Here is a 26286-nt window from a genome sequence, read left to right as displayed (position 1 = left end):
TCAGGTTGGGTTTCAGGGCTTTGGATGAAGGAGGTCGGCAAGGCCGATGCGCTCAAGGAGCTGCGCCCGCACGCGGTCGGCAACGCCGTTGACGATGGCCGCGCCGTCGTCGGACGGGTCGATATGGACGCGGAACGGCCGGCGGCCATGCGGCATCGCCACCAGATCGACGATGGCCTGCGCGACCTTTGAGGGGTCGGCGTCGGCGGGCTCCAGGCCGGCAAGGCCCTTGAGTGCTTGGTCGTCCACGCCGGCGTAAGGGCCTGACCAATAAGCGGCGGCGCGCGGGGTGTCGGCGGGCTTGCCGGAATGGGCGAAATGCTCCGTGCCCTTGGTGAAGGCGCCAGGCACCACGATGCTCGTCTCGATGCCGAAACGGGAAATCTCCAGCGCATAGCTCTGCGCCAGCGCGTCCATGCCCGCCTTGGCGGCGAAATATGGCGCGAGAAAAGGCGGCGTGCCGCCGCGCGTGCTGCTCGATCCGACCCATATCATCAGTGCGCGGCCGAGCGAGCGCATATGCGGAAGCACCGCACGGTTAACGCGCTGGGTGCCCAGCACATTGACGTCGTAGAGCGCAGCCAATTGCTCCGGCGTGAAGGCTTCGGCCGGTCCGAAGACCATGTGGCCGGCATTGTGGATGACGACGTCGATCCGGCCGGCTTCGGCGAGGATGGTTTTGACCGCCGCCTCGATCGACGGTTCGGACAGCACGTCGAGTGCAATGGCGCCGAGCGCCAGCTTCTCCTCGCGCGCCAGCCTTTCGATTTCGGCGGTCGCGGCGCCTCCGCGCGCTTGCGGATCGCGCATCGAGGCATAGACCCGGTGACCGGCCCTGGCGAGCGCCTTCGCGGTCATTGCGCCGAAGCCGCTCGACGCGCCGGTGATGAGAATTGTCCGCTGCATGACCGCCTCCCTCAGATAGTACCGCCATTGGCGCGGATGGTCTGACCGTTGACCCAGTGGCTGTCCGGACCAGCTAGGAAGGCGACGAGCCCGGCGATATCGTCGGGCTGGCCAAGGCGGCCGAGCGGAATGAGCTTGGTGATCGCTTCGATCTGCGCGGCGCTCTTGCCCTCGGTGAAGAGTTCGGTGTCGACCGGGCCGGGTGCGACGGCGTTGACGGTGATGCGGCGCGAGCCGAGTTCCTTGGCCAGGATGTGCGTCATCGCTTCGACGCCGGCCTTGGTTGCGGCATAGACGCCATAAGTCGGCTGGTAAAAGCCCACGACACTTGAAGAAAAGTTGATGATCCGGCCGCCATCGTTCAGACGGCTCGCAGCTTCGCGCATGCCGCGGAACGGGCCGCCGAGATTGACGGCAAGCTGGCGCTCGAACTCGGCGTCATCGACTCCCGCGATCGGCGACAGCTTCATCATGGCGGCGTTATTGACGAGAATGTCGATCCCACCGAAAACCTTTTCGGCCGCATCGAACAAAGCGGCCATGCCGCCCGGTTCGCCGATGTCGGCCTGCACCGCGAGCGCCTTTCCGCCGGCGGCTTCGATGACTGATACGACTTCGTCGGCGGCGTCCTTGCCACGCGCATAGTTGACGATGACGGCGATGCCGTCCTGGGCGAGCCGTTCGGCTATCGCCGCGCCGATGCCTCTGGACGCGCCGGTCACAATCGCCGTTCTTGTCTTTTGCATGATCGATCTCCGTTCATTGTTGTGAAGCGGATATAGATCGCGGCGCTTTCCGGATAATCAGTCTTCTATTGACAGAAGTATTCGGCTGCGGCGAACAATCCAACATGGATCGACTCGACAGGATGCGGCTGTTCGTTCGCGTGGTGGAGCGGCGCAATTTCACCGCGGCTGCAGCCGATCTCGGCCTGCCGCGCTCGACCGCGACGGAGGCGATCCAGCAGCTGGAGGATCATCTGGGCACGCGTCTGCTGGACCGGACGACCCGCCATGTCGCCACGACGCTCGACGGGCAGGCCTACTACGAGCGCTGCCTTTTCATCCTCGGCGAGGTGGAGGATGCCGAGGCCGGGTTCCGCCGCGCCGAACCCCGCGGCTTGTTGCGCATCGATGCGCATCCGCTGCTCACGCAGCGGTTCCTTTTGCCGGAACTACCCGCCTTCCTCGAACGCTATCCCGAGATCGATCTGCATATCGGCCAGGGCGATCGGCTGGTCGACCTGGTGCGCGAAGGCGTCGATTGCGTGATCCGCGCCGGCGAGCCGCAGGACAGCGGCATGATCATGCGACGCCTGGCGATGATCGGCGAAATCACCTGCGCCAGCCCGAGCTATCTGAAGCGGCATGGGATGCCGGCCTCACCGGAAGCGCTGGACGGCCATCAGGCCGTCGGGTTCGTCTCCTCGCGCACGGGCGAGGTCCTGCCGCTGGAGTTCACGAACGGCTCAACGGTGCGTCAGATCACGTTGCCCGGCCGGGTGCGGGTGAATAATTCCGACACCGCCGTCGCGCTGGCGCGCCTCGGTTTCGGGCTTCTGCAAGCGCCACGCTACCGGCTGGAAAAGGACCTCACGGACGGGACGCTGGTCGAGGTTCTGGGGGATTTTCCACCGACGCCGACGCCGCTCTCGGCGCTCTATCCGCAGAACCGTCAGCTCGCGCCGCGGCTGCGTGTGTTCCTGGAATGGGCGTCGCGCATTTTCGCCAAGGCAAAACTGTGAAACCGGTTCGGCTCGGCTAATACCCACGTCTTCAGCTGTTGCGCGTCGCCACGAAAGTCGCGGCTTCCTTGAGCAACTCCGCCTGCTCTCCATAAGGCTCGAGCAGCGCATGCGCCTGGTCGATCAGGCCGTGCAACTGGCCGCGCGCCCAGTCGGGTCCGTGCAGCGCGGCAAGCGTCGCTTTGCCGGCGGCGGCGTCCTTGTTCGTTGCCTTGCCCATCTGCTTGGCGTCCGCCGTCAGGTCGAGCAGGTCGTCGGCGAGCTGGAAGGCGAGGCCGATCGCCGAGCCGAACTCGGCCAGCCGCTCGCGATCTGCGGGCGGCGCGCCGGCAACGATCGCGCCGGCCTCGCAGGCGAAGCGGATCAGCGCGCCGGTCTTCATCGCCTGCAAGGTGATGATGCCCGCCTCGTCCGGCCGTTTGCGCTCGGCGTCGAGATCGAGCATCTGGCCGCCGACCATGCCGCCGGCGCCGGCCGCGCGAGCGAGTGCGAGAACAAGTGCTGCCCGGCGTTCCGCCGACAGCGCGGTCGCCTCGTCGGCGATGATGTCGAAGGCCAAAGTCAGCAGCGCGTCGCCGGCGAGGATGCCGGTGGCTTCGTCGAAGGCCTTGTGCACGGTCGGCTGGCCGCGACGCAGATCGTCGTCGTCCATCGCCGGCAGGTCGTCATGGATCAGCGAATAGCAATGCACACATTCCAGCGCCGCGGCGACGCGCAGCGCGGCGTCATTGTCGGCCGAAAACAGCGCCGCACTTTCCATGACCAGAAAAGGGCGCAGCCGCTTGCCGCCATTGAGCACGCCATGGCGCATGGCCGCCATCAGGCGTTCGGGCCGCGCGATCTCGCCCGAAAGCGGGCGCGCGTCGAGGATGCGCCGCAGCTCGGCCTCGACGGCGGCCGCGCGCAGGAAAAGCGCGGATTCGAAGGCGATCTGGTCGTCTTTGCTCATGGCCGGACCGGTAGCCGACACTCAGACATTGCGCAAGCAGGCGCGCGCCTTTATGCCGGAGAGGGCGAGGCACGGGTGGGACGGCTTGACGGAACCGATCGTCGAATATGAAAGCGAAGGGCTGGACATGGCGCGACGTCGGCGCCTGAACCGCGCCGGTATGCAGCGCATCGCCCGGCGCTGCCTGGTCGTGGCGCTGGTGCTGGCAGCTATCCCGGTCGTGCTCACCTTCCTTTATCTGCCGTCCTTCGTGCATCCGATCTCGACCCTGATGCTGAAGGACCTCGTGACCTTCTCCGGCTATGACCGGCGCTGGGTGTCGATCGACGACGTAGCCCCGGTGCTGGCGCATTCGGTGATCATGTCCGAGGACGGACAGTTCTGCTTCCACCGCGGCGTCGATCTCGGCGAATTGCGCGGCGTGGTCGACGACGCGCTGGCCGGCGAGGCGACGCGCGGCGCCTCCACCATCACCATGCAGACGGTGAAGAACCTTTTCCTGTGGTCACGGCCGCTGGGCAGCGTGCGCAAAGTGGTGGAGCTGCCCTTGGCCGTCTATTTCGACGCGGTGATGTCGAAGCGCCGGATCATGGAGATCTATCTCAACATCGCCGAATGGGGGCCGGGGATTTACGGCATCGAGGCCGCCGCCCAGCACCATTTCGGCGTCTCTGCCAAGCAATTGTCGCGCCGGCAGGCGGCGCTGCTTGCCGTTTCCTTGCCCAATCCGATCGCGCGCAATCCGGCCAAGCCGGGGCCGGGACTGAGGCGTCTTGCGAGCTTGATCGAACGCCGTGCAAGCAGGTCGGGCGCGTATGTCGGCTGCCTCGATTAGGACAAAGCGGCGCCGGCTCAAAAAAATTCGTGGGCGACGCTGGCCAAAACGGCGCAAGGCGTGTATAGGCACCCGACTTTCTCAGATTATGGCCTCGATGCGGCCCTTTCGCGAGGGTTGCCGGGGCATTTTGACCATCTAGTGGAGCATATCCATGGCCGTTCCAAAAAGAAAAACCTCTCCGTCGAAGCGCGGCATGCGCCGCTCGGCCGACGCCCTCAAGGCCCCGACCTATGTCGAGGACAAGAATTCCGGCGAAATGCGCCGTCCGCATCACATCGACCTGAAGACCGGCATGTATCGCGGCCGCCAGGTTCTGGAGCCGAAGGAAAGCTGAGAAGCTTTTACGGGTTCATGACGTTCAAAAGACCGGCCTCTGGCCGGTCTTTTGTTTAGGCGCCAGCGGCGTTCGGAATTGATCGCTCGCGCTGCCGATGGCGGCGCAATCGGCTGACATCGTTATTTCATTAGGTCTTACAGCGTGTTTGCAGCCGCCAGCGAAAAACCTTGACGGCGCGCTTGCGGCGGATTTTACAAAAGGGGGTGCCCCATTGGAGTCGCCCAGATGTTCGGTGCCATCCCGCTGCTGATCGTGCCCTTCGTCCTCTACAATCTCGGCCTGCTCGGATTGTTCGGCGGTGGCGACGATCCCTGGATGACCGAGATGTTCTCGTTCCGCATGATGTCGGGCGGCGTCTTCTCGATGACACTCGGCGACCTGATGGTGCTGATCGGGCTGATCTTCCTGTTCATCGAGATCTCGAAATCGGTGCGCACAACCAACGCATCGATCCTGGATCATCTGTTGTCGACGCTGGTCTTCATCGCCTTCCTGGTCGAATTCCTGCTGGTCAAGGGCGCGGCGCATTCGGTGTTCTTCACGCTGATGATCATCGCGCTGTTCGACGTGCTGGCCGGCTTCTCGGTGTCGATGCGGTCGGCGAGCCGCGACATCAACTTAAACTGACGGCGCCTCAGCCTTTCGCGCGACCACTTCCTCGTAGGCGGCCCGCAGCTGCTGGCGCACGGTCGGCGTGTCCGGCGGCGTCTTCGATGGCAGGCCCAGATGCTCGTGGCGCAACTCGTCCATGAACTGCTCCCATAGCGGCGGGCCGCCCTTTTCGAGCAGTTCGGCGCGGATCGACAATTCTTCCGTAACCGGCAGCCAGACGCGTCCCCAGGCGCCGAGTTGCGCCATGATCGGCACCAGTGTGATGGCCATCTCGGTCAGGCTGTAGATTGCCTTCTGCTTGTGGCTGGGATCGTCGGCCTTGGTCAGAAGCCCGAGCTCCATCAGCCGCTTCAGGCGGTCGGCCAGGATGTTAGAGGCGATCCCCTCCAGCGAAGAGTTGAGCAACTCGCGAAAATGGCGTTTTCCGCCAAAGATCATGTCGCGCAGGATGATCAGGCTCCAGCGGTCGCCGAAAACCTCCAGCGACAGATTGATCGGGCAGCCGGATCGACGGTCGATGCTCATTGCAGTCTCCAGAAAAACCAGTTGCATTATGATATCGGTTTCATTATCGTGCAACTGATTGCAAAATGCAATCGGATTGGAGGAGTCTATGACGATGTCGATACAGCGCCCTGAAATCGTCTCGCAGACGTTTGGCGATCGAGCCGATCCGGCGATCCTTCTGATCATGGGCGCCATGGCTTCGATGCTGTGGTGGCCCGAAACCTTCTGCCGGCAGCTCGCCGAGCGCGGCCGCTTCGTCATCCGCTATGACAACCGCGATACCGGCCTGTCGACGAAATATCCGCCAGGTTCGCCGACCTACACCTTCGAGGACATGGCGGACGATGCCGTGCGCGTGCTGGACGACCATGGCATCGCCAAGGCGCATGTGGCCGGCATGTCGATGGGCGGCATGATCGCGCAGAACGTGGCGCTGAAATATCCCGAACGCGTCAGCGCGCTCACCGTGATCTCAAGCTCGCCGCTCGGCGTCGACGCGTCCGGTCTGCCGGGAATGACCGAGGCCTACAGGGAGCATTCGGCAGGGGGCGGCGGCGTCGATTGGTCGAACCGGGAGCAGGTGCTCGACTTCATGGTCAAGGATGCGCGGGCGATCGCCAGCACGCTGCATCCGTTCGACGAGAAACGGACGCGTGCGATGATCGAGGACGATTACGACCGCTCCGGCGGTCTTGCCAACGCGACCAACCATTTCCTGCTCAAGGGCGGCGGCCCGCAACGGACGGTGCGAGACCTGCGCACGCCGCTGCTCGTCATCCACGGCGCCACAGATCCGCTCTTTCCGATCGAGCACGGCGAAGCGCTGGCCAAGGCCGTTCCGGGCGCAAGGCTGGTGCGGATCGAAGGCGGCGGTCACGAACTGCACCGCAACGACTGGCCGCAGATCGTCGACGCCATCACTTCACAGCCGTAACGGCTTTGCCCTTGACGTGACCGTCACGCGTCAATAGTTAAGTAAATGCTTCAGTTTTGACACGAAGACGACAAGAGAGCAAGAATGTCCCTGACGCTGCATTTCCATCCGCTGGCATCCTTCTGCTGGAAGCCGCTGATCGCGCTTTACGAGAACGACACACCCTTCGATCCGGTCATCGTCGATCTCGGCGACGAAGCCTCGCGGGCGGCTTTCCTGAAAGTGTCGCCGACCGGCAAGATGCCGGCCTTGCGCGACGACGAGCGGAACCGCACCGTGCTGGAATCGACCATCGTCGTCGAATATCTCGCCGCGCATTATCCAGGTCCGGTCGAGCTCGTTCCCGCCGATGTCGATCTCGCCCTCCAGGTCCGCCAGGCCGATCGCTTCTACGATTTCTATGTGCAGCATCCGATGCAGAAGATCGTCGGCGACAGGCTGCGGCCGCAGGACCAAGTAGACCCGTTCGGCGTCGAGGAGGCCCGCGCGCAGCTGCGCAACTCCTATGCCATCATCGAAGAGGAGATGGCGGGAAGAAGCTGGGCGGTCGGCGAGACTTTCACCATGGCCGATTGTTCGGCGTCGCCGGCGCTGTTCTACGCCAACAAGGTCGAGCCGTTCGGCGAAAAATTCCCGGCCGTGAAACGCTATCATGACCGGCTGCTTGCGCGCCCGTCCTTCGCCCGCGTCATCGAGGAAGCGCAGCCCTATTTCAAGCTCTTCCCTTACAACAACGGCTGACCCGCGATGCTGCACGATCCCGCCCAGCTCGACCTGATGTTCCAGGCGCTTGCCGATCCGGCGCGGCGGCAGATGGTGGAACGGCTGTCGCGCGGGCCGGCATCGGTCAGCCAGTTGGCGGAGCCGCTGGCGATGTCGCTCTCGGCCGTGGTCCAGCATCTCAACGTGCTCGAGGCAAGCGGTCTGGTGAGGACCCAGAAAATCGGGCGGGTGCGGACCTGCCAGATCGAACCGAAGGCGCTGAGCGCGGCCGAGACCTGGATCAACGAGCGGCGGCTCGCCTGGGAGCGCCGGCTGGACCGGCTCGGCGATTTTCTCGCTGAAAGCAAAGATGAAACCTGAAGGGCTTGTCATGACCGAACGATCCGTCGTCCATTCCACCTTCGTCATCGAGCGCGTCTACCCGGTGGCGCCTGAAAAGGTCTATTTCGCGCTGAGCGACGCCGAGGCGAAGAAACGCTGGTTCTTCGATCCCGACAATCCGATGCCCAGCCGGCATGAAATGGACTTTCGTGTCGGTGGCAAGGAGGTGAACGCCGGCTGTCCCAGCGACGGGCAGATGCATTTCTACAACGCGGTCTATCAGGACATCGTGCCCAACCGGCGCATCGTCTACAGCTATGAGCTCTTGTTCGGCGAAACGCGGGTCTCGGTGTCGCTCGCGACGATAGAGCTTATCGCCGAAGGCAAGGGAACGCGGCTGATCCTGACGGAGCAGGGCGCCTTCTTCGACGGCATCGACTCGACGGCCACGCGCGAGCATGGAACCGGCGAACTGCTTGACGCGCTTGGGACGGCCCTGGAACTGGCGACATGAGGCGGCAGCCTATTCTCCGGGCGCCGCCTCCCAGAACTGATCGAGCCAGATGTTGAGCCTGAGGAAGCCGGCGCTGCTGACGGTATAGACGCGCCTTGTGCCTTCGGCCTTGGCATTGACCAGGCCGGCGTCGAGCAGGACCTTGAGATGCTGGGAAACAGCAGGGCGCGAGACGGGCAATCCGGCCGCCAGTTCGTTCACCGTCTTCGGGCCGCGCCGGAGTTCTTCCAATAGATAGCGCCGGTTGGGATCGGCGATCGCCACGAAGGCATCAGAAAAGATCATACCTTATTTGTGGGGCAAAGTTTTCCAAATCTCAACCGTCGGTTTCAACCTTTCTGCGCGGATCGAGCCGAGTTGCCTCCGGCGTGAGGGCGCGGTCGGCGGGTTGCGTCTTGAAGGCGTCGCGGTTTTCGATCGGTACCGGCGCGCGGGCACGGATGCGCAGCAGCGTGTAACCGGCGAGGCTGAGATGCGCGAGCGCGGTTGCAAGAAAAAGCCCCTCCGGACGCACCCACCCCATCAGGGCCGCGGCCAAAAGCGGCCCGATCATGGTGCCGAATCCGTAGAGCAGGAGCAGGCCGCCGGAAACCTTGACGAAGTCCTCGGCGCGGGCGTGGTCGTTGGCATGCGCGACGGCGATCGAATAAAGCGTGTAGGCGAAAGCGCCATAGGCGGCGGTCAGCACGATGACGAAGACACCCGAACGCGGCGCAATCAGGAAGATCAGCACCGCGACCAGAGCGGCGCCGAAGGCAGCACCCGCCAGCACGAAGCGGCGGTCGGTTGTATCGGAAAGGCGTCCGGCCGGAAGCTGCATGGCGGCGCCGGAGACGACAACAAGGCTCATCATCAGCGCGATCTCGGCGGTCGAGATGCCTATGCGGGCGCCATAGACAGCGCCCAGCGTGCCCCAGGCGCCGTTGGCGATGCCGACCAGGAGGCAGGCCACTGCCGACACCGGGGAATTGGCGTAGAGGCTTTTGACGTCGAGCTTGACGTCCTGCAGCGGCTTCGGGGTCGATTGGGTAGAAACCGCCGTCGGGATGAGCGACAGGCAAAACAGAATGCCGGTGATCATGAAGAGCGAGGCCGACCGCACGTCGCCGCCAGCGACGATCATCTGGCCGCCCATGATCGAGGCATAGGTGACCATCATATAGAGGCCGAAGACGGTGCCGCGGTTCTCGTTGGTGGCCTTCTCGTTCAGCCAGCTCTCGATCACCATGAAGGCTCCGGCCATGGTGAAGCCGGTGAAGGCGCGCAAAAGGATCCAGAAATACTCGTCGATGATGAGGCCGGTGAGCAGCGCAATGATGGCGCCCGACGCAGCGAAAGCGCCGAAGGCCCTGACATGGCCGGCGCGGCGCACGAGGCGCGGCGCGAAGAAGCAGCCGGTGACGAAGCCACCGGCCCAGGCCGTGCCCATCAGGCCGAGCGATGCGGTCGAAAAGCCCTCGATCTGGCCGCGCAGCGGCAACAGCAGGCCGTGCAGACCGGAGGCCGCAAGCAGGAAGGCGGTACCGCGCAGCAGCGAGAGGATCGGTCTGTAAGTTGCAAACATCGCTTGGTCCTGGTTCGGGGCGCAGGTCTGAAGACAGACGTATTGGGGCTTTTCGGCGGCGGCCTTACGGGCCGATAAAATTATCCGCGGCGGAACAGCGCGTCGGCGGCGGATTTGGTGGCGCCCTTGGCGGCCCGCTCGGCCTCCAGCCTGGCGATCTCGTCGCGCAGCAGCGCGATGCGCTCCGACAATTCGTCGACGGACAGCAGCGACAGATCCTGGCCGATCTCGTGCGGGCGCGGCTTTTTCCTGGGTTCGTCGTCGAAGATCGCCATCGTCGCTCCTCCCTTACTTGGCCATTTGCCTGATTTGGCAATCAGCATACATAGGGCAGGGGCGCCGATGCAAACCACGAGCGACGACACGGGATCCGAGGAGACGGGAAGCCATGGCAAACGGACAGAAGATACCGGCAAAGATGACGGCCATCGCGATCTCGCAGCCCGGCGGTCCGCGGGTGCTGAAGCCCGAAACCCGTGACGTGCCCGTGCCCGGCCCCGGCGAAGTGCTGATCCGTGTGCACGCGGCCGGCGTCAACCGGCCGGACGTGCAGCAGCGCAAGGGCGCCTATCCGCCGCCACCCGGCGCATCCGACCTGCCCGGCCTCGAAGCCTCGGGGGAAATCGCCGCGCTCGGTGACGAGATATCGCGCTGGCGCATCGGCGACCGGGTCTGCGCCCTGACGCCCGGCGGCGGCTATGCCGAATATGTCAAGGTGCATGCCGGCAGCGTGCTGCCGATCCCGGCGGGCTTCACGCATTCGGAGGCCGCGGCGGTGCCGGAGAACTATTTCACCGTCTGGCACAATGTGTTCGAGCGCGGCGGCCTGAAGAAGGGCGAGACGCTGCTTGTTCATGGCGGCTCGTCCGGCATCGGCACCACGGCCATCCAACTCGCCTCGGCCTTCGGCGCCTATGTGATCACCACCGCCGGCACCAAGGAGAAATGCGACGCCTGCCTGAAGCTCGGCGCCGACCGCGCGATCAACTACCGCGAGGAGGATTTCGTCGCCGCGGTGAAGGACGCGACCGGCGGCAAGGGCGCCGATGTCATCCTCGACATGGTCGGCGGCGACTATGTCCAGCGCAACTACGATGCGGCAGCGATGGAAGGGCGCATCGTCCAGATCGCCGTGCAGGCCGGCGCCGTGGCCAGCGCCGACTTCTCAAAGATCATGGTGAAGCGGCTGACGCATACCGGCTCGACGCTTCGCCCGCGCACCGTCGAGTTCAAGGCGGCAATTGCCGCCGCGCTCGAAGCCCAGGTGTGGCCGCTGCTCGGCACGCGTAAGGTCGCCCCGGTCATGGACATGATCTTTCCGCTGACCGAAGCCTGGCGAGCGCATGAGCGGATGGAAGAGGGCGAGCATATAGGCAAGATCGTCCTCGACGTCGGGTAGGACGGGTCGATATTCAGGTGAGGCCGGCCTGCAAATGGTGGCGTTCTGCGCTCCCGGTGCTCGCGTACTTTTAGTACGCTCCGCTCCGGTTCTCGAAGCCCACCATTTTCGACTCGGCCTGACCTGAAACGCGGTACATCTCGACCGAATACGCTTCCCCGGTTCCAAGCTGAACGAAACCTTAATGCTGCAATGCACAAAACGCATTGCGGCCATGCAAAAGCGTCCGTTCAATTCTTGGGCAGGCATGCCTATTTACGCGGCATCAAACGATTTCCTCAAATGACTGGAGAAACTGAAATGAACCCGATCCGTGCTTTCCGTAAGTGGCGCATGTACAACGAGACCGTGCGCGAATTGAACAAGCTCAATGCCCGCCAGCTGAACGACCTCGGCATTAGCCGTGGCGACATCGAGCGCATCGCCCGTCAGGCGGTGTAATCAAAAACGGCCCGGTCGCAAGGCCGGGCTGGACAGGCAAGCCAGAGCCGTCGAGACGCTTGCTTCGTTTCCGGTTCCGAGCCCGCTGGACCTCGTCCAGCGGGTTTTGTCTTTATCAGTGCCTGAAAAACCCGCTGCGTCTCGGCCAGATGCCCTGGATCTGCCTTCTGCCCAAAAATATTGCGAAAATTTGAGGGAGCGTTTATACAGGCAGCGAATTTCCCATTTTGGTGGCTCTAAAACCACCGCCCGCGCGGGAACGCGGGCGAACGAGAAGGATTTTTGATATGGCCAATTCGCTGCTCATGCCCAAGGCCACCGCCGTTTGGCTGGTCGACAACACCGCGCTTTCCTTCGAGCAGATCGCGCAGTTCTGCGGGCTGCATCCGCTCGAGGTCAAGGCGATCGCCGACGGCGAGTCGGCGCAGGGCATCAAGGGCATGGACCCGATCATCACCGGACAGCTGACGCGCGACGAGATCGCGCGCGGCGAGAAGGACACCAACCACCGGCTCAAGCTGTCCGACCCCAAGGTTCGTGTGCCGGAATCGAAGCGCAAGGGCCCGCGCTACACGCCGCTTTCGAAGCGCCAGGATCGTCCGAACGCCATTCTCTGGCTGGTGCGCAACCATCCCGAACTCAAGGACGCGCAGATCTCCCGCCTGGTCGGCACGACCAAGTCGACGATCGAGCAGATCCGCGAGCGCAAGCACTGGAACTCGGCCAATCTGCAGCCGATGGATCCGGTGACACTCGGCCTTACCTCGCAGATCGATCTCGACCTCGAAGTCAACCGCGCCTCGCGCGGCCGCGAGCCGGCGCAGCCCGTCGGCGACACGCTGCTGCCCGCGGCGCTCACCGAACGGCTGGTGCCGGCGCCCGAGAAGCCGAAGGACGAGGATCAGGAACTCGACGCCAACGCCGTCTTCGCCAAGCTCTCGGCGCTCAAGTCGAAGAACAAGGACGAAGGCGAAGAGTGAGGAAAGGCCGGCTTCGGCCGACCAGCCACTCAACAAAAAAGCCCGCTTCAAGCGGGCTTTTTTGTTGGACAGTGGCTTGGGAGGGAGTCACGTTCGCGCCGCGCGGTCGGGCGCCATGCCGTAATCTTCTGAGCGCTCGACGGCGCGGTAGAAATCGGCAAGCTGCTTGCCGCGCTCAGGCTTGAAGATGCGGCCGGCAATCACGACCGAGGCGATGCGGTCGATGCGGAAGGCGCGGAAATCGTCGCGCATCTCGCACCAGGCGACCAGCGTCCAGACCTTGCCCCAGAACCATAGGCCGAGCGGCCTGATGTCGCGCGCAGTGCTGCGGCCGGCCTCATCGGAATAGTCGATGGTCAGCACCTGGCGCTTCTCGACGGCGCGCTCGATCAGGTCGATCGCTTCGCGCGCGGCGTCGCTTACCACCCACATTGGCGTGTGGATCTCGGTGCGAGCGATGCGGTCCTTCTCGGTGTCGGGCAGCACCGCGCCGATCTTGACCAGCGCCTCGTCGGCCGCCCTTGCCATTGCGGCGCCGCCAAAGGCGCGCACCATGCGGGCGCCGGCAACCAGCGCCACGATCTCGTCACGCGTGAACATCAGCGGCGGAAGGTCGAAACCCTCCCTCATCATGTAGCCGACGCCTGCTTCGCCGTCGATCGGCACGCCGGTCGACTGCAGATCGGCAATGTCGCGGTAGATGGTGCGTTCGGAGACCTCGAGCCACGTGCCGAGTTTCTGCGCGGTGACCAGCCGGCCACCCCGCAAATGCTGGACGATCTGGAAAAGCCTGTCGGCACGACGCATCGGTTTCTCCCGGGTTTATGGCTTCAGCCCTTCGCGCTTGCGCTGCGCGGCAACGAACTTCGCTCCGAAGGACAGTCTGCCCGTCGTCGGCGTCTGAGCATCCAGCACACGCCAGAACGGCGCGACATCGCTCAGCGCCATGCCGCGTTCAATGTCCTCATGAGCGGCCTCGGCAACGGTGCGAAGATGGTAGCCGATCGTCACCGGACATGTCACTTCGGCGCCGTGCTCGACGGCCAGGGCCGTGCGCAGCGCGCGAACGTCCATCTCCATCCCTTCGGGGATCGAGCGGATGAAGTCGTCGACCTGGCGCGCGGTCGGCACCAGCATCGACTGGCCCTCAACGACATCGCCGACCGTGCGCGGCGACGGCTTGATGCCGTTGATGCCCGGCGTGTTCAGCCTGTCGTTCCAGCTTTTCACCATACGCGGATTACTCCGGATAGTCGGTTCATGTTCGTTGCTGTCAGGATCGAAGCCGCTTCAATTACCGTATGCCTCCTGACAACATGCTGTCAGGAGGCTGAGGCGAAGCTACCGGCAAACAAAGGCTTCTTTCCGTAAACTCGACGTCACTGGCCGCCATTACATCTGGGCGCGCTGCCGCCACAATCCAAGTTGCGGCGGCAAAATTTCAGTTTTCGCGCACACGGCCGGTGTAAAGGTCGGGCCAGCCGATGTCCTTGCGGATGTCCGCCGGCAAGGTGTTCAGAAAACGCTGGGTGCGGATCTCGTTGCGCACCGTGCGGATTCTGCCGACATAGTGCTGCACGCTGCGCAGGATGGTAAAACCGTTCATGACCTCACTCCTCTCTTTTCGATGAGAAGAGTATCTCACACCCCTGCTGACAGCAGTCTGTCAGGAGGTTGGCAGGGATCCGCGAAGGGCGTCAAAAGGCCTGGCGCGGGCGCTAGGGGATCGAGGTTTTGTCAGGAGTGTTCAGCCCAGGCGCTCCCCAGAAGGCTTTGACAGGGGCGGGCATTGCTGGTCAAAGGCGGCATGACGAAACTGCTCGCCCTTGTCATCTGCGGCATCATGCTGATCCAGATCATCAAGCCGCTCGGCTGGCCGGGGCTGAAGCGGCGCGGCGATTTCTGGAAGCTGGCGCTGCTCGCCATGGCCGCGATCTCGCTGGCGGCGGTGCTTGGGCATTGGACCTGAATCTCAGCCGGCCTTATCCGGACTTTCGTTGCCCAGCACGAAATCCAGAAGATGCTCCGCCCAGGCGCGATAGCCTGCCGCCGAGGCATGAAAACCATCGGAGGCAAAGCCGGCCTCCGGATCGGTGATCGGCAGGCGCGCGGCGGCAATGGCGCCGCGCTCGTTGCAGAGCCGCACGCCCATGCGGTTCATCTCAGTGGCGCGGATTTCAAGGATCTTGCCGAGCAGTGGCGGCATTGCCGGCGCGCGGGTGAACTCCAGCACCGGCGACCAGATCACACGCGCTTCCGGCCATTTGGCGCAGCGCGTAGAGCAGGCCGCCGAACTCCTTCTTGAAGCGCGGCACCGAGTGAAAGTTCTTGGTGTCGTTGGTGCCGATCGCAAGCACGACCTGCGTCCACGGGTCGGCCGACAGGTTGGGCAGGACATAGTCGCGGATCTGGCCGGATGTCGCCGAATTGAAGCCGGCGGCGCGCCAGCGCACAGCGCGGCCGGTGCGTTTCGCGATCAGGTCGGCAAGCTGTGCGGCAAGTCCGTGTTCCGACTGCTCGATGCCGACTGATGCAGCCGATGAATCGCCCAAAACCAGCAAGGAGATGGCAGGTGCATTGCCCGCGATCTCATGCATGACCGGGCCTTGCGCCGGCAGCATGCGGCTGGTGCGGCGGCGCACGCCAAGCCCTTGCCAGACATAGACCGGGAAGGCGAGCCAGGTGAGGAGGGCAAGCAGGCGCTGCATGGCGGTTCCGTTAGCGTGGCCTGAAGCCATTAGCGCATGTTTCAGCCGACGTGAACGAGGCCGATTACCCGCAGCAGTCGGGCCGGTCCTTGGTCTTGTCCTGGTATTCGTCGTGGAGACGCACCCAGTCCACCAGATTGTGATAGGGGCCGGTCTCGTCGCGGCCCTTGGGCGTCATGTCGAGATAATGATAGGCGCCGATCAACGCGTCGCCGCCGCGGGCGCGCGACATGAAGGTGAGGAAGATGTCGCCGCATTCGTTGCGATAAAAGACGCTGGTGCCGGGCAGGTCTTTCGAGCGCAACGGACGCTTCTCGAAATTGTAGGTGGTTTCGCTGGCGGCGATCTGCTTGTCGGTGAAGGAGACCTGCAGGTCGAAGTTGAAGTCCGACGCATAGGACGACACCCAATCGAACTTCCAGCCCATGCGCTGCTTGTAAGGCAGGATCTCGGCCAGCGGCGCGCGTGCGACGACGACCAGCGATACGTCATGATGTTTCAGATGCTGGTTGGCGCCGTCGATATGGTCGGCGAGGAACGAGCAGCCCTGGCAACGGTGATCGCAACCCGGAGCCATCATGAAATGATAGACGATGAGCTGGCTCTTGCCGGCGAAGAGGTCGCCAAGGCGTTTCGGCCCGGCTTCGCTCTCGAAGACGTAATCCTTGCGCAGCTTGAACCAGGGCAGTTGCCGCCGCTCGGCGGCAATAAGGTCGCGGAACTTCGTCAGTTCCTTCTCGCGCTCGAGGTGTTTCCTGTGCGCCTCGAACCAGTCCTCACGTGAAACCACGGCATTGCGTTGCATGACCATCTCCTGTCCTCTCCTGCCAAGGACGTTCGACATCGGCGCAACCCGACACAGTCGCCGTTGTTTCGCAGCATCAGGTAGGAATGCGGCCGGCAAAAAACAAAACCCGGGCCGAGGGCCCGGGTTTTCGCTTGAATTCGAAGGCTGGCTTCAGGCGGCCTTTTCCAACGCCGGCTGCCATTTTCCGAGCGCCGCCAGATGGTTCATATGGGCGCGGTGGGTGAAGGCAGCCTGGCCGGCGGCGACGTTCGAGGCCTTGCCGCTCCACGCCTTCTGCGGCGCGGCCTGCAGGGCGCGGCCGTAGGAGAAGGTCAGTTTCCACGGATGCGGCCCGATGGCGTTGATGGCGTTGAGGTTGGCGGTCGCCTCCTCGTCCTCCTGGCCGCCGGAGAGGAAGGCAATGCCCGGCACCGCCGCCGGCACCACTTCGCGGAACAGCTTTATCGTCTTTTCGGCGATTTCCTCAGGGCTGTCGGTCTTGCCCGATTTCTTGCCGGAGATGACCATGTTCGGCTTCAGGATCGAGCCTTCCAGTACGACACGCGCCGCGTAGAGCTCGTCATAGAGCTTGACCAGCGTTGCCTTGGAGACGTCGTAGCAGGTGTCGATCGAGTGGGCGCCGTCCATCAGCACTTCCGGCTCGACGATCGGCACGATGCCGGCCTCCTGGCAGAGTGCAGCATAGCGGGCCAGCGCATGGGTGTTGGAGGCGATCGAATTAGCGGAAGGCACGCCCTTGCCGGTGTCGATGTCGATCACCGCGCGCCATTTGGCGAAACGGGCGCCGAGCTTGTAATAATCGGCAAGCCGCTCGCGCAGCCCGTCCAGGCCCTCGGTGATAGTGTCGCCGGGAAAGCCGGCAAGAGGCTTGGCGCCGGCGTCGACCTTGATGCCCGGAATGGAGCCGGCCGCCTTGATGATATCGACCAGCGGCGTGCCGTCGGCAGCTTTCTGGCGGATGGTCTCGTCATAAAGGATGACGCCGGAGATGTACTTCGTCATCGCTTCCTTGGAGCGGAACATCATCTCGCGATAGTCGCGCCGGTTGTCGGCGGTCGATTCGACGCCGATGACGTCGAAGCGCTTTTTGATGGTGCCGGAGCTCTCATCGGCGGCCAAAAGGCCCTTACCACCGGCCACGATGGCAGCGGCAATATCTTCGAGACGTTCGCTCATGGGTGCTCTCCTTGACGGTGTCGGTTCCGCGCTTAGCGGAACTCTACCGCCAAGGGAATGGCGTCGAAAAGCACGAATCGATTGAAAGTTTTCGCGACTGAAATCGGGCAGCCCAGTGTTGGTCGCCCCTTGCCGGTCTTACCGCTTCAGCACTTCGACGCCGGGCAGCGGCTTGCCTTCCATCCATTCGAGGAAGGCGCCGCCGGCGGTCGAGACATAGGTGAAATCGTCGGCGACACCGGCATGGTTGAGCGCGGCCACCGTGTCGCCGCCACCGGCGACAGACACCAGCTTGCCTGCCTTGGTCCGGGCTGCTGCATGCTTTGCCGCCGCCACCGTGGCGCGGTCGAAGGGTTCGATCTCGAACGCGCCGAGCGGGCCGTTCCAGACCAGTGTTGCGGCGCGGTCGATCCAGTCGTTGACGCTCTGCACGGTTTTCTCGCCGACATCGAGAATCATGCCGTCGGCCGGCACGTCCGAAATGGCGACGGTCTCGCTGGCCGCGCCCGCCTTGAATTCCTTGGCGACCACGCCGTCGGCGGGCAGGATGATGGCGCAGCCGGCTTCCGCCGCCTCGATCATGATCTGCTTGGCAGTGCCGGCAAGGTCATGCTCGCAGAGCGATTTGCCGACATCGGTGCCGCGCGCGGCAAGAAAAGTGTTGGCCATGCCGCCGCCGATCACCAGCGCGTCGACCTTCTTCACCAGATTCATCAGAAGGTCGATCTTGGTCGAGACCTTGGCGCCTCCAACGATCGCCACTACCGGTCGGACCGGATTGCCGAGGCCCTTCTCCAGCGCGTCGAGTTCCGCCTGCATGGTGCGGCCGGCATAGGCCGGCAAATGGCGGGCCAGGCCTTCAGTCGAGGCATGCGCGCGATGCGCGGCGGAAAAGGCGTCGTTGACATAGATATCGCCATTGGCGGCGAGCTTTTCGGTGAAGGCCGGCTCGTTCTTCTCTTCGGCCTTGTAGAAGCGGGTGTTTTCGAACAGCAGCACGTCGCCGTCCTTCATGGCGGCAACCGCCTCGGCAGCCTTGTCGCCGACGCAGTCGGCGGCGAAGCCGACCGGGCGGCCGAGAACTTCGGCCGTCGCCCTGGCGATCGGCTCCAGCGAGAATTCGGCGGAGGGGCCATCCTTGGGCCGGCCGAAATGCGCAAGCAGGATGACCTTGGCGCCCTTCTTCGAAAGCTCGGCGATGGTCGGCGCGATGCGCTCGATGCGAGTGGCGTCGGTCACCTTGCCGTCGGCGACGGGAACGTTAAGGTCGACGCGCACGAGCACGCGCTTGCCGCTGACGGCGCCGATATCGTCGAGTGTCTTGAAGCCGGCCATGGTCGTTCCTTCCTGATGCCTTGACGCAATTCCGGACGGAAAACCGCCCACACTTTCCCTGGAATTGCTTTAGCGAAAACGCGGGCGACCTTACCCGGCGCGAAGGACGATGCAAGGGTCGCGTTGAGGCGGGCGCGCAAAAATGATGTCGTCGTGAGACGTCAGCCTTCGCCGGTTGCCTTTTGCTCGCCCGGTGCCGGCGCCACGGGGTCGATCGGCACGTCCTCGACCGGCTGCTTTTCCACCGGCCTGCGCCAGTTGCGGATCAGCGCCGCTATGCGGTCGCCGATCTCGCCGGCACTCATAAACACCGGCACGCGCGCCACCGGCGCGGTCGGCTCGAAGGAGAGGCCAAGCCCGGTGATCCTGCCCTTTTCGTCGACATCGCGCACGATCAGCTCGATCGGACCGATCACGACGCGGTCGGCATATTCGGGGCGGCCGCCGAGCCGCTCCGAAACCAGTGCTGCGACGGTGAGTTTCTGTTCGGCCTCGGTCAGGCCCGGCCCGTAGGCGGCTTCAAGTTCGGCCGCCGGGCGGGCCGGATCGACGGCGAAGGCGCCGAAGAAGTCGGCATCCTCGGGGTCGACCACGGCACGGCTGGCGAAAAGCTTGTCGAGCAGGCGCGGATAACGGTCGGGCACGAAGATGTAGACCTGATCGCCGGCGGTGAGCCGGCCCATGTCCTGGAAGCGCATCGAGCGGCCGTCGCGCAGCACCAGCGACGGCCTTGCCCAGCGCGGGATGCGCTCGCCGCGCGCCACCGGGCTGCCGGGCACCACGCGATAGGCGAGCAGCTCGTGATGGGCCGAGCCCGGCAATTCGAGCTCGACCTTGTCCAGCGGCCCGAGGCGGGCCGGCACGATCAGGCCGAGGCGGCGCGCCAGCGGACCGACCGTCCAGCCCTGCACCACCAGCGATACCAGCACGATGATGAAGGCGGCGTTGAAGATCAGGCGGCCATGCTCGAGGCCACCGAGTAGCGGCGTGATGGCAAGCAGGATCGAGACCGCGCCGCGCAGGCCGACCCAGGAGACGAAGGCGACCTCGGGACGCGGCAGCCGGAACGGCATCAGGCACAGCCAGACGGCGACCGGCCTCGCCACGAAGATCAGGAACAGGCCGAGCAGGACCGCCGGCACCAGGATCGCCGGGAACTGCGAGGGCGTGGCGAACAGGCCGAGGATCAGGAACATGATGATCTGCGCCAGCCATGACATGCCGTCCTGGAAGCGCTTCAGGATGGTGACGGCGCGAATGTCGGAATTACCGGCGATCAGCCCGGCAAGGTAGACGGCTAGGAAGCCCGAGCCGCCGATCGCTCCGGCCGCCGCGAAGACCATCAGCGACAGCGTCAGCACGAAGATCGGCAGCAGGCCATGATCGAGATTGAGCCGCTCGACGAGACGCACGATGCCGAAGCCGCCAAGCACGCCGATGACGGCGCCAAGCCCCATATTTACGAGGAAGCCGAGCAAAAGGCTGGTCGCGAGCACATTGGCTTCCGGGTTGGCATGCGCGGCGATGATCTCGACCAGTGTGATGGTGAGGAAGATGGCGATCGGGTCGTTGGTGCCGGATTCCACTTCGAGTGTCGAACGCACGCGCTCGCGCAGATGGATTTCGCCGGCGCGCAACAGGAAGAACACCGCGGCCGCATCGGTCGAAGCGACGGCAGCGCCAAGCAGCGAGGATTCCAGCCAATCGAGTTTCAGAACATAGGACGCGGCGGCAGCAAAGATGCCGGTGGTCAGGATAACGCCGATCGTGGCCAGCGACAGCGCCGGCCCGGCCGCTTGCCTGAGCGCGTTGAGCGGCGTGCCGAAACCGGAATCGAACAGGATGATGGCCAGAGCCAATGAGCCGGCAAAGTAAGCCAGCCGCGCATTGTCAAATTCGATGCCGAGACCGTCGACGCCGGTGGCAAGGCCGATGCAGAGGAAGAGGAGCAGTAAAGGTGCGCCGAAGCGGAAGGCGATCAGGCTCGAAAACGCGGCGGCGACAATAAGCGCCGTGCCGACCAGCGTCACGAGATAGATCGCATGCTCCATCCGCCAGTGCCCCTCCTAGAGCGTTTCACCGTTCGCGGAAACGGCGAACCGCTCTATCACTTTCCATTGACGCAATTCCGGACGGAAAACCGCTTCACACTTTTCCTGGAATTGCTGCAAATCCCTCTATTTGTCGCTTTACCGGAGAGTGGGGCGAAGACATGACCGGTGCAAGGCGACAGCGTGGTTTTTGGCCCGGGCGGCCAATAAAAAACGCCCGGCCGAAGCCGGGCGTTTCAAAGCGCTTAGCGAGCGTTCGATCAGGCGATGGTCTTGCCGAAGGCAACCGCGGTGTCGCCCATGCGGTTCGAGAAGCCCCATTCATTGTCGTACCAGGAGAGCACCGAAACGAAGTTGCCTTCCATCACCTTGGTCTGGTCGAGCGCCACGATCGAGGAATGCGGATCATGGTTGAAGTCGATCGAGACGTTCGGGTGTTGGGTGAAGGACAGAACACCTTTCAGCTTGCCCTTGGAGGCGGCGATGACCGCCTCGTTGATTTCCTGCGCGGTGGTCGAGCGCTTGGCGATGAACTTGAAGTCGACGACCGAGACGTTCGGGGTCGGGACGCGGATCGAGATGCCGTCGAGCTTGCCCTTGAGGTCGGGCAGCACTAGGCCGATCGCCTTGGCGGCACCAGTCGAGGTTGGGATCTGGGAGAGCGCCGCGGCGCGGGCGCGGTAGAGGTCCTTGTGCATGGTGTCCAACGTCGGCTGGTCGCCGGTGTAGGAGTGGATCGTCGTCATCATGCCCTTCTCGATGCCGACGGTCTCGTGCAGCACCGCCGCCAGCGGCGCTAGGCAGTTGGTGGTGCAGGACGCGTTCGAAATGACGATGTGGTCCTTGGTCAGCTTGTCGTGGTTGATGCCGTAGACGACCGTGAGGTCAGCGCCTTCGGCGGGCGCCGAAACCAGCACACGCTTGGCGCCGGCGGTGAGATGCGCGGCGGCCTTGTCGCGGGCGGTGAAGATGCCGGTGCATTCGAGCGCGATGTCGACGCCGAGTTCCTTCCACGGCAGCTGGCTTGGATCCTTGATCGCCGTGACCTTGAACTTCTCCTTGCCGACCGAAATCTGGTCGCCGTCGACGGTCACCTCATGCGGGAAGCGGCCATGCACGCTGTCATAGCGCAGCAGATGCGCGTTGGTCTCGACCGGGCCGAGATCGTTGACGGCGACGACCTCGATGTCCTTGCGGCCGGATTCATGGATGGCGCGCAGAATGTTACGGCCGATACGGCCAAATCCGTTGATGGCAACTCTGACGGTCATTGTTTTCTCTCCCTAGGGGCTGGGCGCAATTGGGTCCGCTGCTTCATAGCGGCCATGGGCCAAAGAATCCAGCCGCAGAAGGCTGGATTTAAATCGATTAGATTGGTCCAGCAGGGCGGAGCCGCCTATTTGCGGCCCCGCGAATTGACGCAGCCCGGTCAGCCGTGCAGACGGGCTTCGACCGCCTTTGCCGCTGCCTCGGCGGTGATGCCGAAATGCGGATAGAGCTGCTCGATCGCGCCCGAGGCGCCGAAGCCGTGCATGCCGATGAAGATGCCGTCGGTGCCGATCAGGTGATCCCAGCCCTGGCGAATGCCGGCTTCGATCGCAACCTTGACCTTGGCGTTGCCGATGGTCTTCTTGCGGTAGTCGTCGCTCTGCTGGTCGAACAGCTCGAAGCAGGGCACCGAAACGACGCGGGTCGGGTGGCCGTGCTTTTCGAGCAGGTCGCGCGCGCCGAGTGCAATCTCGACCTCGGAGCCGGTGGCGAAGATCGTGACCACCGCCTCGCCACTGGCGGCGGCCAGTTCGTAGGCGCCCTGACGGCTGAGGTTCTTCTCGATGAATTCAGTGCGCACCGTCGGCAGGTTCTGGCGGGTCAGCGCCAGCGTCGACGGCGTCTTTTCGGATTCGAGCGCGATCTGCCAGCATTCGGCGGTTTCCACCGCATCGGCCGGGCGAAAGAAATTGTGGTTCGGGATGGCGCGCAACGCCGCCATATGCTCGACCGGCTGGTGGGTCGGGCCGTCCTCGCCGAGGCCGATGGAGTCATGCGTCATGACGAAGATCGAGCGAATGCCCATCAGCGAGGCGAGCCGCATCGACGGGCGGGCATAGTCGGAGAAGCACAGGAAGGTGCCGCCATAGGCGATCAGGCCACCATGCAAGGTCAGGCCGTTGATCGCCGCCGCCATGCCATGCTCGCGGATGCCGTAATGGACATAGCGCTGGCCGTAATCGTCCGGCGTGATGTTCTTGGTCTGGCTGGTCTTGGTGTTGTTCGAGCCGGTGAGGTCTGCCGAGCCGCCGATGGTTTCCGGCACTGCGCCGTTGATGACTTCGAGCGCCATTTCGGAGGACTTGCGGGTGGCGACCTTCGGCTTGTCGGCTGAGAGCTTCTTCTTGTAGTCGGCGATGACGGCGTCGAAGTTGGAGGGCAGCTTGCCGGCGATGCGACGCTCGAACTCGGCCTTGAGCTTCGGCTCGGCCTTGGCGAGGCGGCCTTCCCAGTCGGCGCGCGCCTTGGCGCCGCCCGTGCCGATGGCGCGCCAGGCGTCGAGGATGTCGGCGGGAATTTCGAAGGGCGGCGAGTCCCAGTTGAAGAATTTGCGGGCGCCGGCGATTTCCTCGGCACCGAGCGGCGAGCCATGCGCCTTGTTGGTGCCGGCCTTGGTCGGGGCGCCGAAGCCGATGGTGGTCTTGCAGGCGATCATCGTCGGCTTGTCGGAATGGCGCGCAGCCTCGATGGCGAAGGCGATTGCTTCCGGATCGGTGCCGTCGATGTGGCTGGCGTTCCAGCCAGACGCCTGGAAGCGGGCTACCTGGTCGGTGTTGTCGGCCAGCGACACCGGGCCGTCGATCGAGATGTTGTTGTTGTCCCAGAAGACGATCAGCTTGTTGAGCTTCAGGTGCCCGGCCAGCGCGATGGCTTCCTGGGAGACGCCTTCCATCAGGCAGCCGTCGCCGGCCAGCACGTAGGTGTAATGGTTGACGAGGTCGTTGCCGAAAGCGGCGTTCATGATGCGCTCGCCGAGCGCGAAGCCGACCGAATTGGCAAGGCCCTGGCCGAGCGGGCCGGTGGTGGTCTCGATGCCGGCGGCGTGGCCGTATTCGGGGTGTCCGGCGGTCTTGGAGCCGAGCTGGCGAAAATTCTTGATCTGGTCGATCGTCATGTCCTCATAGCCGGTGAGGTAGAGGAGCGAATAGAGCAGCATCGAGCCGTGGCCTGCCGAGAGAATGAAGCGGTCGCGGTCGGCCCAGTGCGGCGCCTTGGCGTCGAATTTCAGGAAACGGCTGAACAGCACCGTGGCGATATCGGCGCAGCCCATCGGCAGGCCGGGGTGACCGGAGTTCGCCTTCTCGACGGCGTCCATGGAAAGAAAACGGATCGCATTGGCCATCCGGTCATGTTGTTCGCGCGAGCTCATGCTTCCTCCGGGAATGGGGTTGGGCTTGGGAAAACCCTAGGGAAAGGGTGCGCGACACATAGCAGGCACGGCCTTTTAGTCAACAAATCGGGGCGGATTTTGCCGGGCTTGTGATCGCATCGAGCGCCTTACATTAGCGATAGCGGGGGACAGTCGCGAGAGCTTTGTTGACGCGCCCTTCACCCGGTGCCTAATCTTTCCGAGGTAACGCGTTCTGAACGCGAGCGATTCGGTGATGGGCAGGGCATAGGACGAAGGCCATGACCGGGGAAACGACCCTCAAGGAAGTCATCGCCAGGCTGGGCAAGGCCATGGAAGGCCTGGAAAATGCCGTGGCGGCGCGGCTCGAGCACGAGCGCGATTACTCTGAAGCCGAGGCCGAGGTGCAGCGCATGAATGCCGACCGCTCGCGCCTGGCGCAGGAGCTCGACAATTCCGAGGCACGCGCCGAACGGCTGGAAGACGCCAACAAGGAAGTGTCGCGCCGGCTGGTAACCGCCATGGAAACCATCCGGGCGGTTCTGGACAGGTAGGGCCAATGGCACAGGTCACGGTTTCCATCGACGGCAAGCAATACCGGATGGCCTGCGACGAAGGCCAGGAAGAGCACCTGATCGATCTTGCGGAGCGTTTCGACCGCTATGTCTCGCATCTGAAGGATTCATTTGGCGAGATCGGCGATCAGCGGCTTACCGTCATGGCCGGCATCATGGTGATGGACGAGCTGTCCGAGCTCACCAAGCGCGTCAAGGGCATGGAGAGCGAAGTGCTGACCTTGCGCAAGACGCGCGACGAGGCGCTGACCAAGGCGGATAAGAGCGACAGCGTGCTGACCACGGCGCTCGATGCGCTGGCGCAGCGCATGGAAGACCTCAGCGCCACGCTCGCCATAAGGAAGGCCTGAGCACCTCCCACTCCCAACATGGCGGAAAATCCTGCCGTGAATTGGTGGCCGTCGCGCAAAAATTTCGCCTTGCGCAAGGCGTGGTCATCATCGCGAGCGTTTAATCGGCGCCGTGATGGTGCTAGGCTTCGGCGCCGGCAACGGCCAGCCGCAAGCCGGCTACAATTTTTTCGAAAAAGGGTAGGGACAGGCCATGAGTCTTCGTATCAACGACATCGCGCCGGATTTCACGGCCGAGACCACACAAGGCACCATCAAGTTCCACGACTGGATCGGCGACGGCTGGGCGGTGCTGTTCAGCCATCCGAAGAATTTCACCCCGGTCTGCACCACCGAGCTCGGCACCATGGCCGGCCTCGAAGGCGAGTTCAAAAAGCGCAACGTCAAGATCATCGGCATCTCGGTCGATCCGGTGTCGAGCCACGACAAATGGCAGGCAGACATCAAGACCGCCACCGGCCAGACCGTGCACTACCCGCTGATCGGCGACAAAGACCTCAAGGTCGCCAAGCTCTACGAAATGCTGCCGGCGGGGGCCGGCGAGAGCTCTGAAGGCCGCACGCCGGCCGACAACGCCACGGTGCGTTCGGTCTACGTCATCGGCCCGGACAAGAAGATCAAGCTGGTGCTGACCTATCCGATGACCACGGGCCGCAACTTCGACGAGATCCTGCGCGTCATCGATTCCATCCAACTGACCGCCAAGCACCAGGTGGCGACGCCGGCGAACTGGAAGCAGGGCGAGGACGTCATCATCACCGCCGCCGTTTCCAACGAGGATGCGATCAAGCGTTTTGGGGCGTATGAGACGGTCCTGCCGTATCTGCGCAAGACCAAGCAGCCGACGGCGTGAGAGCCTTTCCTTCTCCCCGTTCCACGGGGAGAAGGTGCCCGAAGGGCGGATGAGGGGCGGCGCGGCGTTTGAAGCCCGGCTTCCTCTCGGATCCGGAAATGTTCGCTCTAAGCGACAACCTCGCAGACTTGGCGCTGCCCCTCATTGCCCTGCCCATCCTTCGCTGCAGCTACGGAGGGTGGACCGGGCATTTCTCCCCGTGAACGGGGAGAAAGGGCTGGTTCGCCGCTTTCGCCAACAAAAAAGGCGGCGCCGAAGCGCCGC

31 protein-coding genes and 1 pseudogene are annotated in these 26286 nt (G+C 63.9%); 15 read left to right on the top strand and 17 right to left on the bottom strand.

Translation table 11 applies throughout. The features are described from left to right. Positions 1-12 precede the first annotated feature (12 nt). Complete coding sequence (locus tag EN869_RS05785) at positions 13-906, bottom strand: SDR family oxidoreductase (RefSeq protein ID WP_127225327.1); 894 nt, start codon at positions 904-906, stop codon at positions 13-15. 11 nt (positions 907-917) lie between these two features. Beyond that, positions 918-1652 carry an SDR family oxidoreductase gene (locus EN869_RS05780; protein WP_189341218.1) on the bottom strand — a complete coding sequence of 245 codons (735 nt, stop codon included), beginning with the start codon at positions 1650-1652 and terminating at the stop codon, positions 918-920. A 104-nt stretch (positions 1653-1756) separates the two neighbouring features. Between EN869_RS05780 and EN869_RS05775 the strand changes: the two genes are divergently transcribed. Then, on the top strand, positions 1757-2650 hold the full coding sequence (locus EN869_RS05775; RefSeq protein ID WP_127225325.1) for a LysR family transcriptional regulator: 894 nt from the start codon (positions 1757-1759) through the stop codon (positions 2648-2650). Between the two features lie 31 nt (positions 2651-2681). Here EN869_RS05775 and EN869_RS05770 read toward each other — a convergent pair whose 3' ends face one another. Then, positions 2682-3599 carry a polyprenyl synthetase family protein gene (locus EN869_RS05770; protein ID WP_127225324.1) on the bottom strand — a complete coding sequence of 306 codons (918 nt, stop codon included), beginning with the start codon at positions 3597-3599 and terminating at the stop codon, positions 2682-2684. A gap of 127 nt (positions 3600-3726) precedes the next feature. On the opposite strand from EN869_RS05770, the gene EN869_RS05765 reads away from it, so the two are divergent. The 3 genes from EN869_RS05765 (at position 3727) to EN869_RS05755 (ending at position 5401) form a co-directional block, all read left to right on the top strand. After that, positions 3727-4434, top strand: coding sequence for a transglycosylase domain-containing protein (locus EN869_RS05765; protein WP_189341224.1), 708 nt, complete (start codon positions 3727-3729; stop codon positions 4432-4434). Positions 4435-4588: 154 nt separating this feature from the next. Further along, positions 4589-4771 carry a 50S ribosomal protein L32 gene (gene rpmF / locus EN869_RS05760; protein WP_006203806.1) on the top strand — a complete coding sequence of 61 codons (183 nt, stop codon included), beginning with the start codon at positions 4589-4591 and terminating at the stop codon, positions 4769-4771. Positions 4772-4999: 228 nt separating this feature from the next. After that, positions 5000-5401 carry a hypothetical protein gene (locus EN869_RS05755; RefSeq protein ID WP_042641631.1) on the top strand — a complete coding sequence of 134 codons (402 nt, stop codon included), beginning with the start codon at positions 5000-5002 and terminating at the stop codon, positions 5399-5401. Here EN869_RS05755 and EN869_RS05750 read toward each other — a convergent pair. Next, positions 5393-5911 carry a helix-turn-helix domain-containing protein gene (locus EN869_RS05750; protein ID WP_127225323.1) on the bottom strand — a complete coding sequence of 173 codons (519 nt, stop codon included), beginning with the start codon at positions 5909-5911 and terminating at the stop codon, positions 5393-5395. The two genes, EN869_RS05755 and EN869_RS05750, sit on opposite strands and share 9 nt — an antisense overlap. 88 nt (positions 5912-5999) lie before the next feature. Between EN869_RS05750 and EN869_RS05745 the strand changes: the two genes are divergently transcribed. The 4 genes from EN869_RS05745 (at position 6000) to EN869_RS05730 (ending at position 8385) form a co-directional block, all read left to right on the top strand. After that, entirely contained in the window at positions 6000-6827 is an 828-nt protein-coding gene (locus EN869_RS05745; RefSeq protein WP_127225322.1) for an alpha/beta hydrolase, read from the top strand. An 84-nt stretch (positions 6828-6911) separates the two neighbouring features. Continuing rightward, a complete protein-coding gene (locus tag EN869_RS05740; protein WP_127225321.1) occupies positions 6912-7568 on the top strand; it encodes a glutathione S-transferase family protein in 657 nt (218 codons plus the stop codon). Between the two features lie 6 nt (positions 7569-7574). After that, positions 7575-7910: a metalloregulator ArsR/SmtB family transcription factor gene (locus tag EN869_RS05735; protein ID WP_127225320.1), complete on the top strand. Its 336-nt coding sequence runs from the start codon at positions 7575-7577 to the stop codon at positions 7908-7910. A gap of 10 nt (positions 7911-7920) precedes the next feature. After that, positions 7921-8385, top strand: coding sequence for an SRPBCC family protein (locus tag EN869_RS05730; RefSeq protein ID WP_127225319.1), 465 nt, complete (start codon positions 7921-7923; stop codon positions 8383-8385). 9 nt (positions 8386-8394) lie between these two features. Here the strand turns inward: EN869_RS05730 and EN869_RS05725 are convergent, their stop codons facing one another. From EN869_RS05725 to EN869_RS05715, 3 genes are all read right to left on the bottom strand, one after another. Continuing rightward, the gene (locus EN869_RS05725; protein WP_127225318.1) at positions 8395-8670 is read right to left on the bottom strand and encodes a metalloregulator ArsR/SmtB family transcription factor; all 276 of its coding nucleotides are present in this window, start codon (positions 8668-8670) and stop codon (positions 8395-8397) included. Between the two features lie 31 nt (positions 8671-8701). Beyond that, a complete protein-coding gene (locus tag EN869_RS05720; RefSeq protein WP_127225317.1) occupies positions 8702-9949 on the bottom strand; it encodes an MFS transporter in 1248 nt (415 codons plus the stop codon). Between the two features lie 80 nt (positions 9950-10029). Beyond that, on the bottom strand, positions 10030-10224 hold the full coding sequence (locus EN869_RS05715; protein WP_059189946.1) for a DUF1192 domain-containing protein: 195 nt from the start codon (positions 10222-10224) through the stop codon (positions 10030-10032). A 113-nt stretch (positions 10225-10337) separates the two neighbouring features. Here EN869_RS05715 and EN869_RS05710 point away from each other — a divergent pair, with 113 nt between their 5' ends. The 3 genes from EN869_RS05710 (at position 10338) to EN869_RS05700 (ending at position 12769) form a co-directional block, all read left to right on the top strand. Further along, positions 10338-11348 carry an NAD(P)H-quinone oxidoreductase gene (locus EN869_RS05710; protein WP_127225316.1) on the top strand — a complete coding sequence of 337 codons (1011 nt, stop codon included), beginning with the start codon at positions 10338-10340 and terminating at the stop codon, positions 11346-11348. A 300-nt stretch (positions 11349-11648) separates the two neighbouring features. Then, positions 11649-11789, top strand: a complete 141-nt coding sequence (locus EN869_RS05705) for a DUF1127 domain-containing protein (RefSeq protein ID WP_095816751.1) — start codon at positions 11649-11651, stop codon at positions 11787-11789. Between the two features lie 287 nt (positions 11790-12076). Next, complete coding sequence (locus EN869_RS05700; RefSeq protein ID WP_127225315.1) at positions 12077-12769, top strand: DUF1013 domain-containing protein; 693 nt, start codon at positions 12077-12079, stop codon at positions 12767-12769. Between the two features lie 87 nt (positions 12770-12856). Here EN869_RS05700 and EN869_RS05695 read toward each other — a convergent pair whose 3' ends face one another. From EN869_RS05695 to EN869_RS05685, 3 genes are all read right to left on the bottom strand, one after another. Beyond that, a complete protein-coding gene (locus EN869_RS05695; protein ID WP_127225314.1) occupies positions 12857-13576 on the bottom strand; it encodes a YafY family protein in 720 nt (239 codons plus the stop codon). Positions 13577-13591: 15 nt separating this feature from the next. Beyond that, the gene (locus EN869_RS05690) at positions 13592-14002 is read right to left on the bottom strand and encodes a hypothetical protein (RefSeq protein ID WP_167506946.1); all 411 of its coding nucleotides are present in this window, start codon (positions 14000-14002) and stop codon (positions 13592-13594) included. 208 nt (positions 14003-14210) lie between these two features. Continuing rightward, positions 14211-14375: a hypothetical protein gene (locus EN869_RS05685; protein WP_116397974.1), complete on the bottom strand. Its 165-nt coding sequence runs from the start codon at positions 14373-14375 to the stop codon at positions 14211-14213. 183 nt (positions 14376-14558) lie between these two features. Between EN869_RS05685 and EN869_RS05680 the strand changes: the two genes are divergently transcribed. Continuing rightward, complete coding sequence (locus EN869_RS05680; protein WP_167506936.1) at positions 14559-14738, top strand: hypothetical protein; 180 nt, start codon at positions 14559-14561, stop codon at positions 14736-14738. Between the two features lie 3 nt (positions 14739-14741). On the opposite strand, the pseudogene EN869_RS05675 reads toward EN869_RS05680, so the two are convergent. The 7 genes and pseudogenes from EN869_RS05675 to tkt all read right to left on the bottom strand — a co-directional run bounded on the left by EN869_RS05675 (position 14742) and on the right by tkt (position 24265). Further along, a pseudogene (locus EN869_RS05675) lies at positions 14742-15477 on the bottom strand (SGNH/GDSL hydrolase family protein). A 64-nt stretch (positions 15478-15541) separates the two neighbouring features. Next, positions 15542-16282 (bottom strand): thioredoxin family protein, encoded by a 741-nt coding sequence (locus EN869_RS05670; protein ID WP_127225313.1) that lies wholly within the window; start codon positions 16280-16282, stop codon positions 15542-15544. A 153-nt stretch (positions 16283-16435) separates the two neighbouring features. After that, the gene (locus tag EN869_RS05665; RefSeq protein ID WP_127225312.1) at positions 16436-17461 is read right to left on the bottom strand and encodes a class I fructose-bisphosphate aldolase; all 1026 of its coding nucleotides are present in this window, start codon (positions 17459-17461) and stop codon (positions 16436-16438) included. Positions 17462-17599: 138 nt separating this feature from the next. Beyond that, positions 17600-18796 carry a phosphoglycerate kinase gene (locus tag EN869_RS05660; protein WP_127225311.1) on the bottom strand — a complete coding sequence of 399 codons (1197 nt, stop codon included), beginning with the start codon at positions 18794-18796 and terminating at the stop codon, positions 17600-17602. Positions 18797-18957: 161 nt separating this feature from the next. Further along, complete coding sequence (locus EN869_RS05655; RefSeq protein ID WP_245489371.1) at positions 18958-20847, bottom strand: potassium/proton antiporter; 1890 nt, start codon at positions 20845-20847, stop codon at positions 18958-18960. Between the two features lie 260 nt (positions 20848-21107). Then, the gene (gene gap / locus EN869_RS05650; RefSeq protein ID WP_127225310.1) at positions 21108-22118 is read right to left on the bottom strand and encodes a type I glyceraldehyde-3-phosphate dehydrogenase; all 1011 of its coding nucleotides are present in this window, start codon (positions 22116-22118) and stop codon (positions 21108-21110) included. Positions 22119-22276: 158 nt separating this feature from the next. Next, on the bottom strand, positions 22277-24265 hold the full coding sequence (tkt, locus tag EN869_RS05645; protein WP_127225309.1) for a transketolase: 1989 nt from the start codon (positions 24263-24265) through the stop codon (positions 22277-22279). A 260-nt stretch (positions 24266-24525) separates the two neighbouring features. Here tkt and EN869_RS05640 point away from each other — a divergent pair, with 260 nt between their 5' ends. The 3 genes from EN869_RS05640 (at position 24526) to EN869_RS05630 (ending at position 26022) form a co-directional block, all read left to right on the top strand. Further along, the gene (locus EN869_RS05640) at positions 24526-24798 is read left to right on the top strand and encodes a DUF4164 domain-containing protein (protein WP_040973690.1); all 273 of its coding nucleotides are present in this window, start codon (positions 24526-24528) and stop codon (positions 24796-24798) included. Positions 24799-24803: 5 nt separating this feature from the next. Continuing rightward, a complete protein-coding gene (locus EN869_RS05635) occupies positions 24804-25169 on the top strand; it encodes a cell division protein ZapA (RefSeq protein WP_127225308.1) in 366 nt (121 codons plus the stop codon). A 193-nt stretch (positions 25170-25362) separates the two neighbouring features. Then, the gene (locus EN869_RS05630) at positions 25363-26022 is read left to right on the top strand and encodes a peroxiredoxin (protein WP_127225307.1); all 660 of its coding nucleotides are present in this window, start codon (positions 25363-25365) and stop codon (positions 26020-26022) included. Positions 26023-26286 lie beyond the last annotated feature (264 nt).

This window comes from Mesorhizobium sp. M2D.F.Ca.ET.226.01.1.1 (assembly GCF_004022705.2).
Classification (GTDB): Bacteria; Pseudomonadota; Alphaproteobacteria; order Rhizobiales; family Rhizobiaceae; genus Mesorhizobium.
Note: the sequence above shows the minus strand (reverse complement) of the source record. Positions and strands in the feature narration are given on the sequence as shown.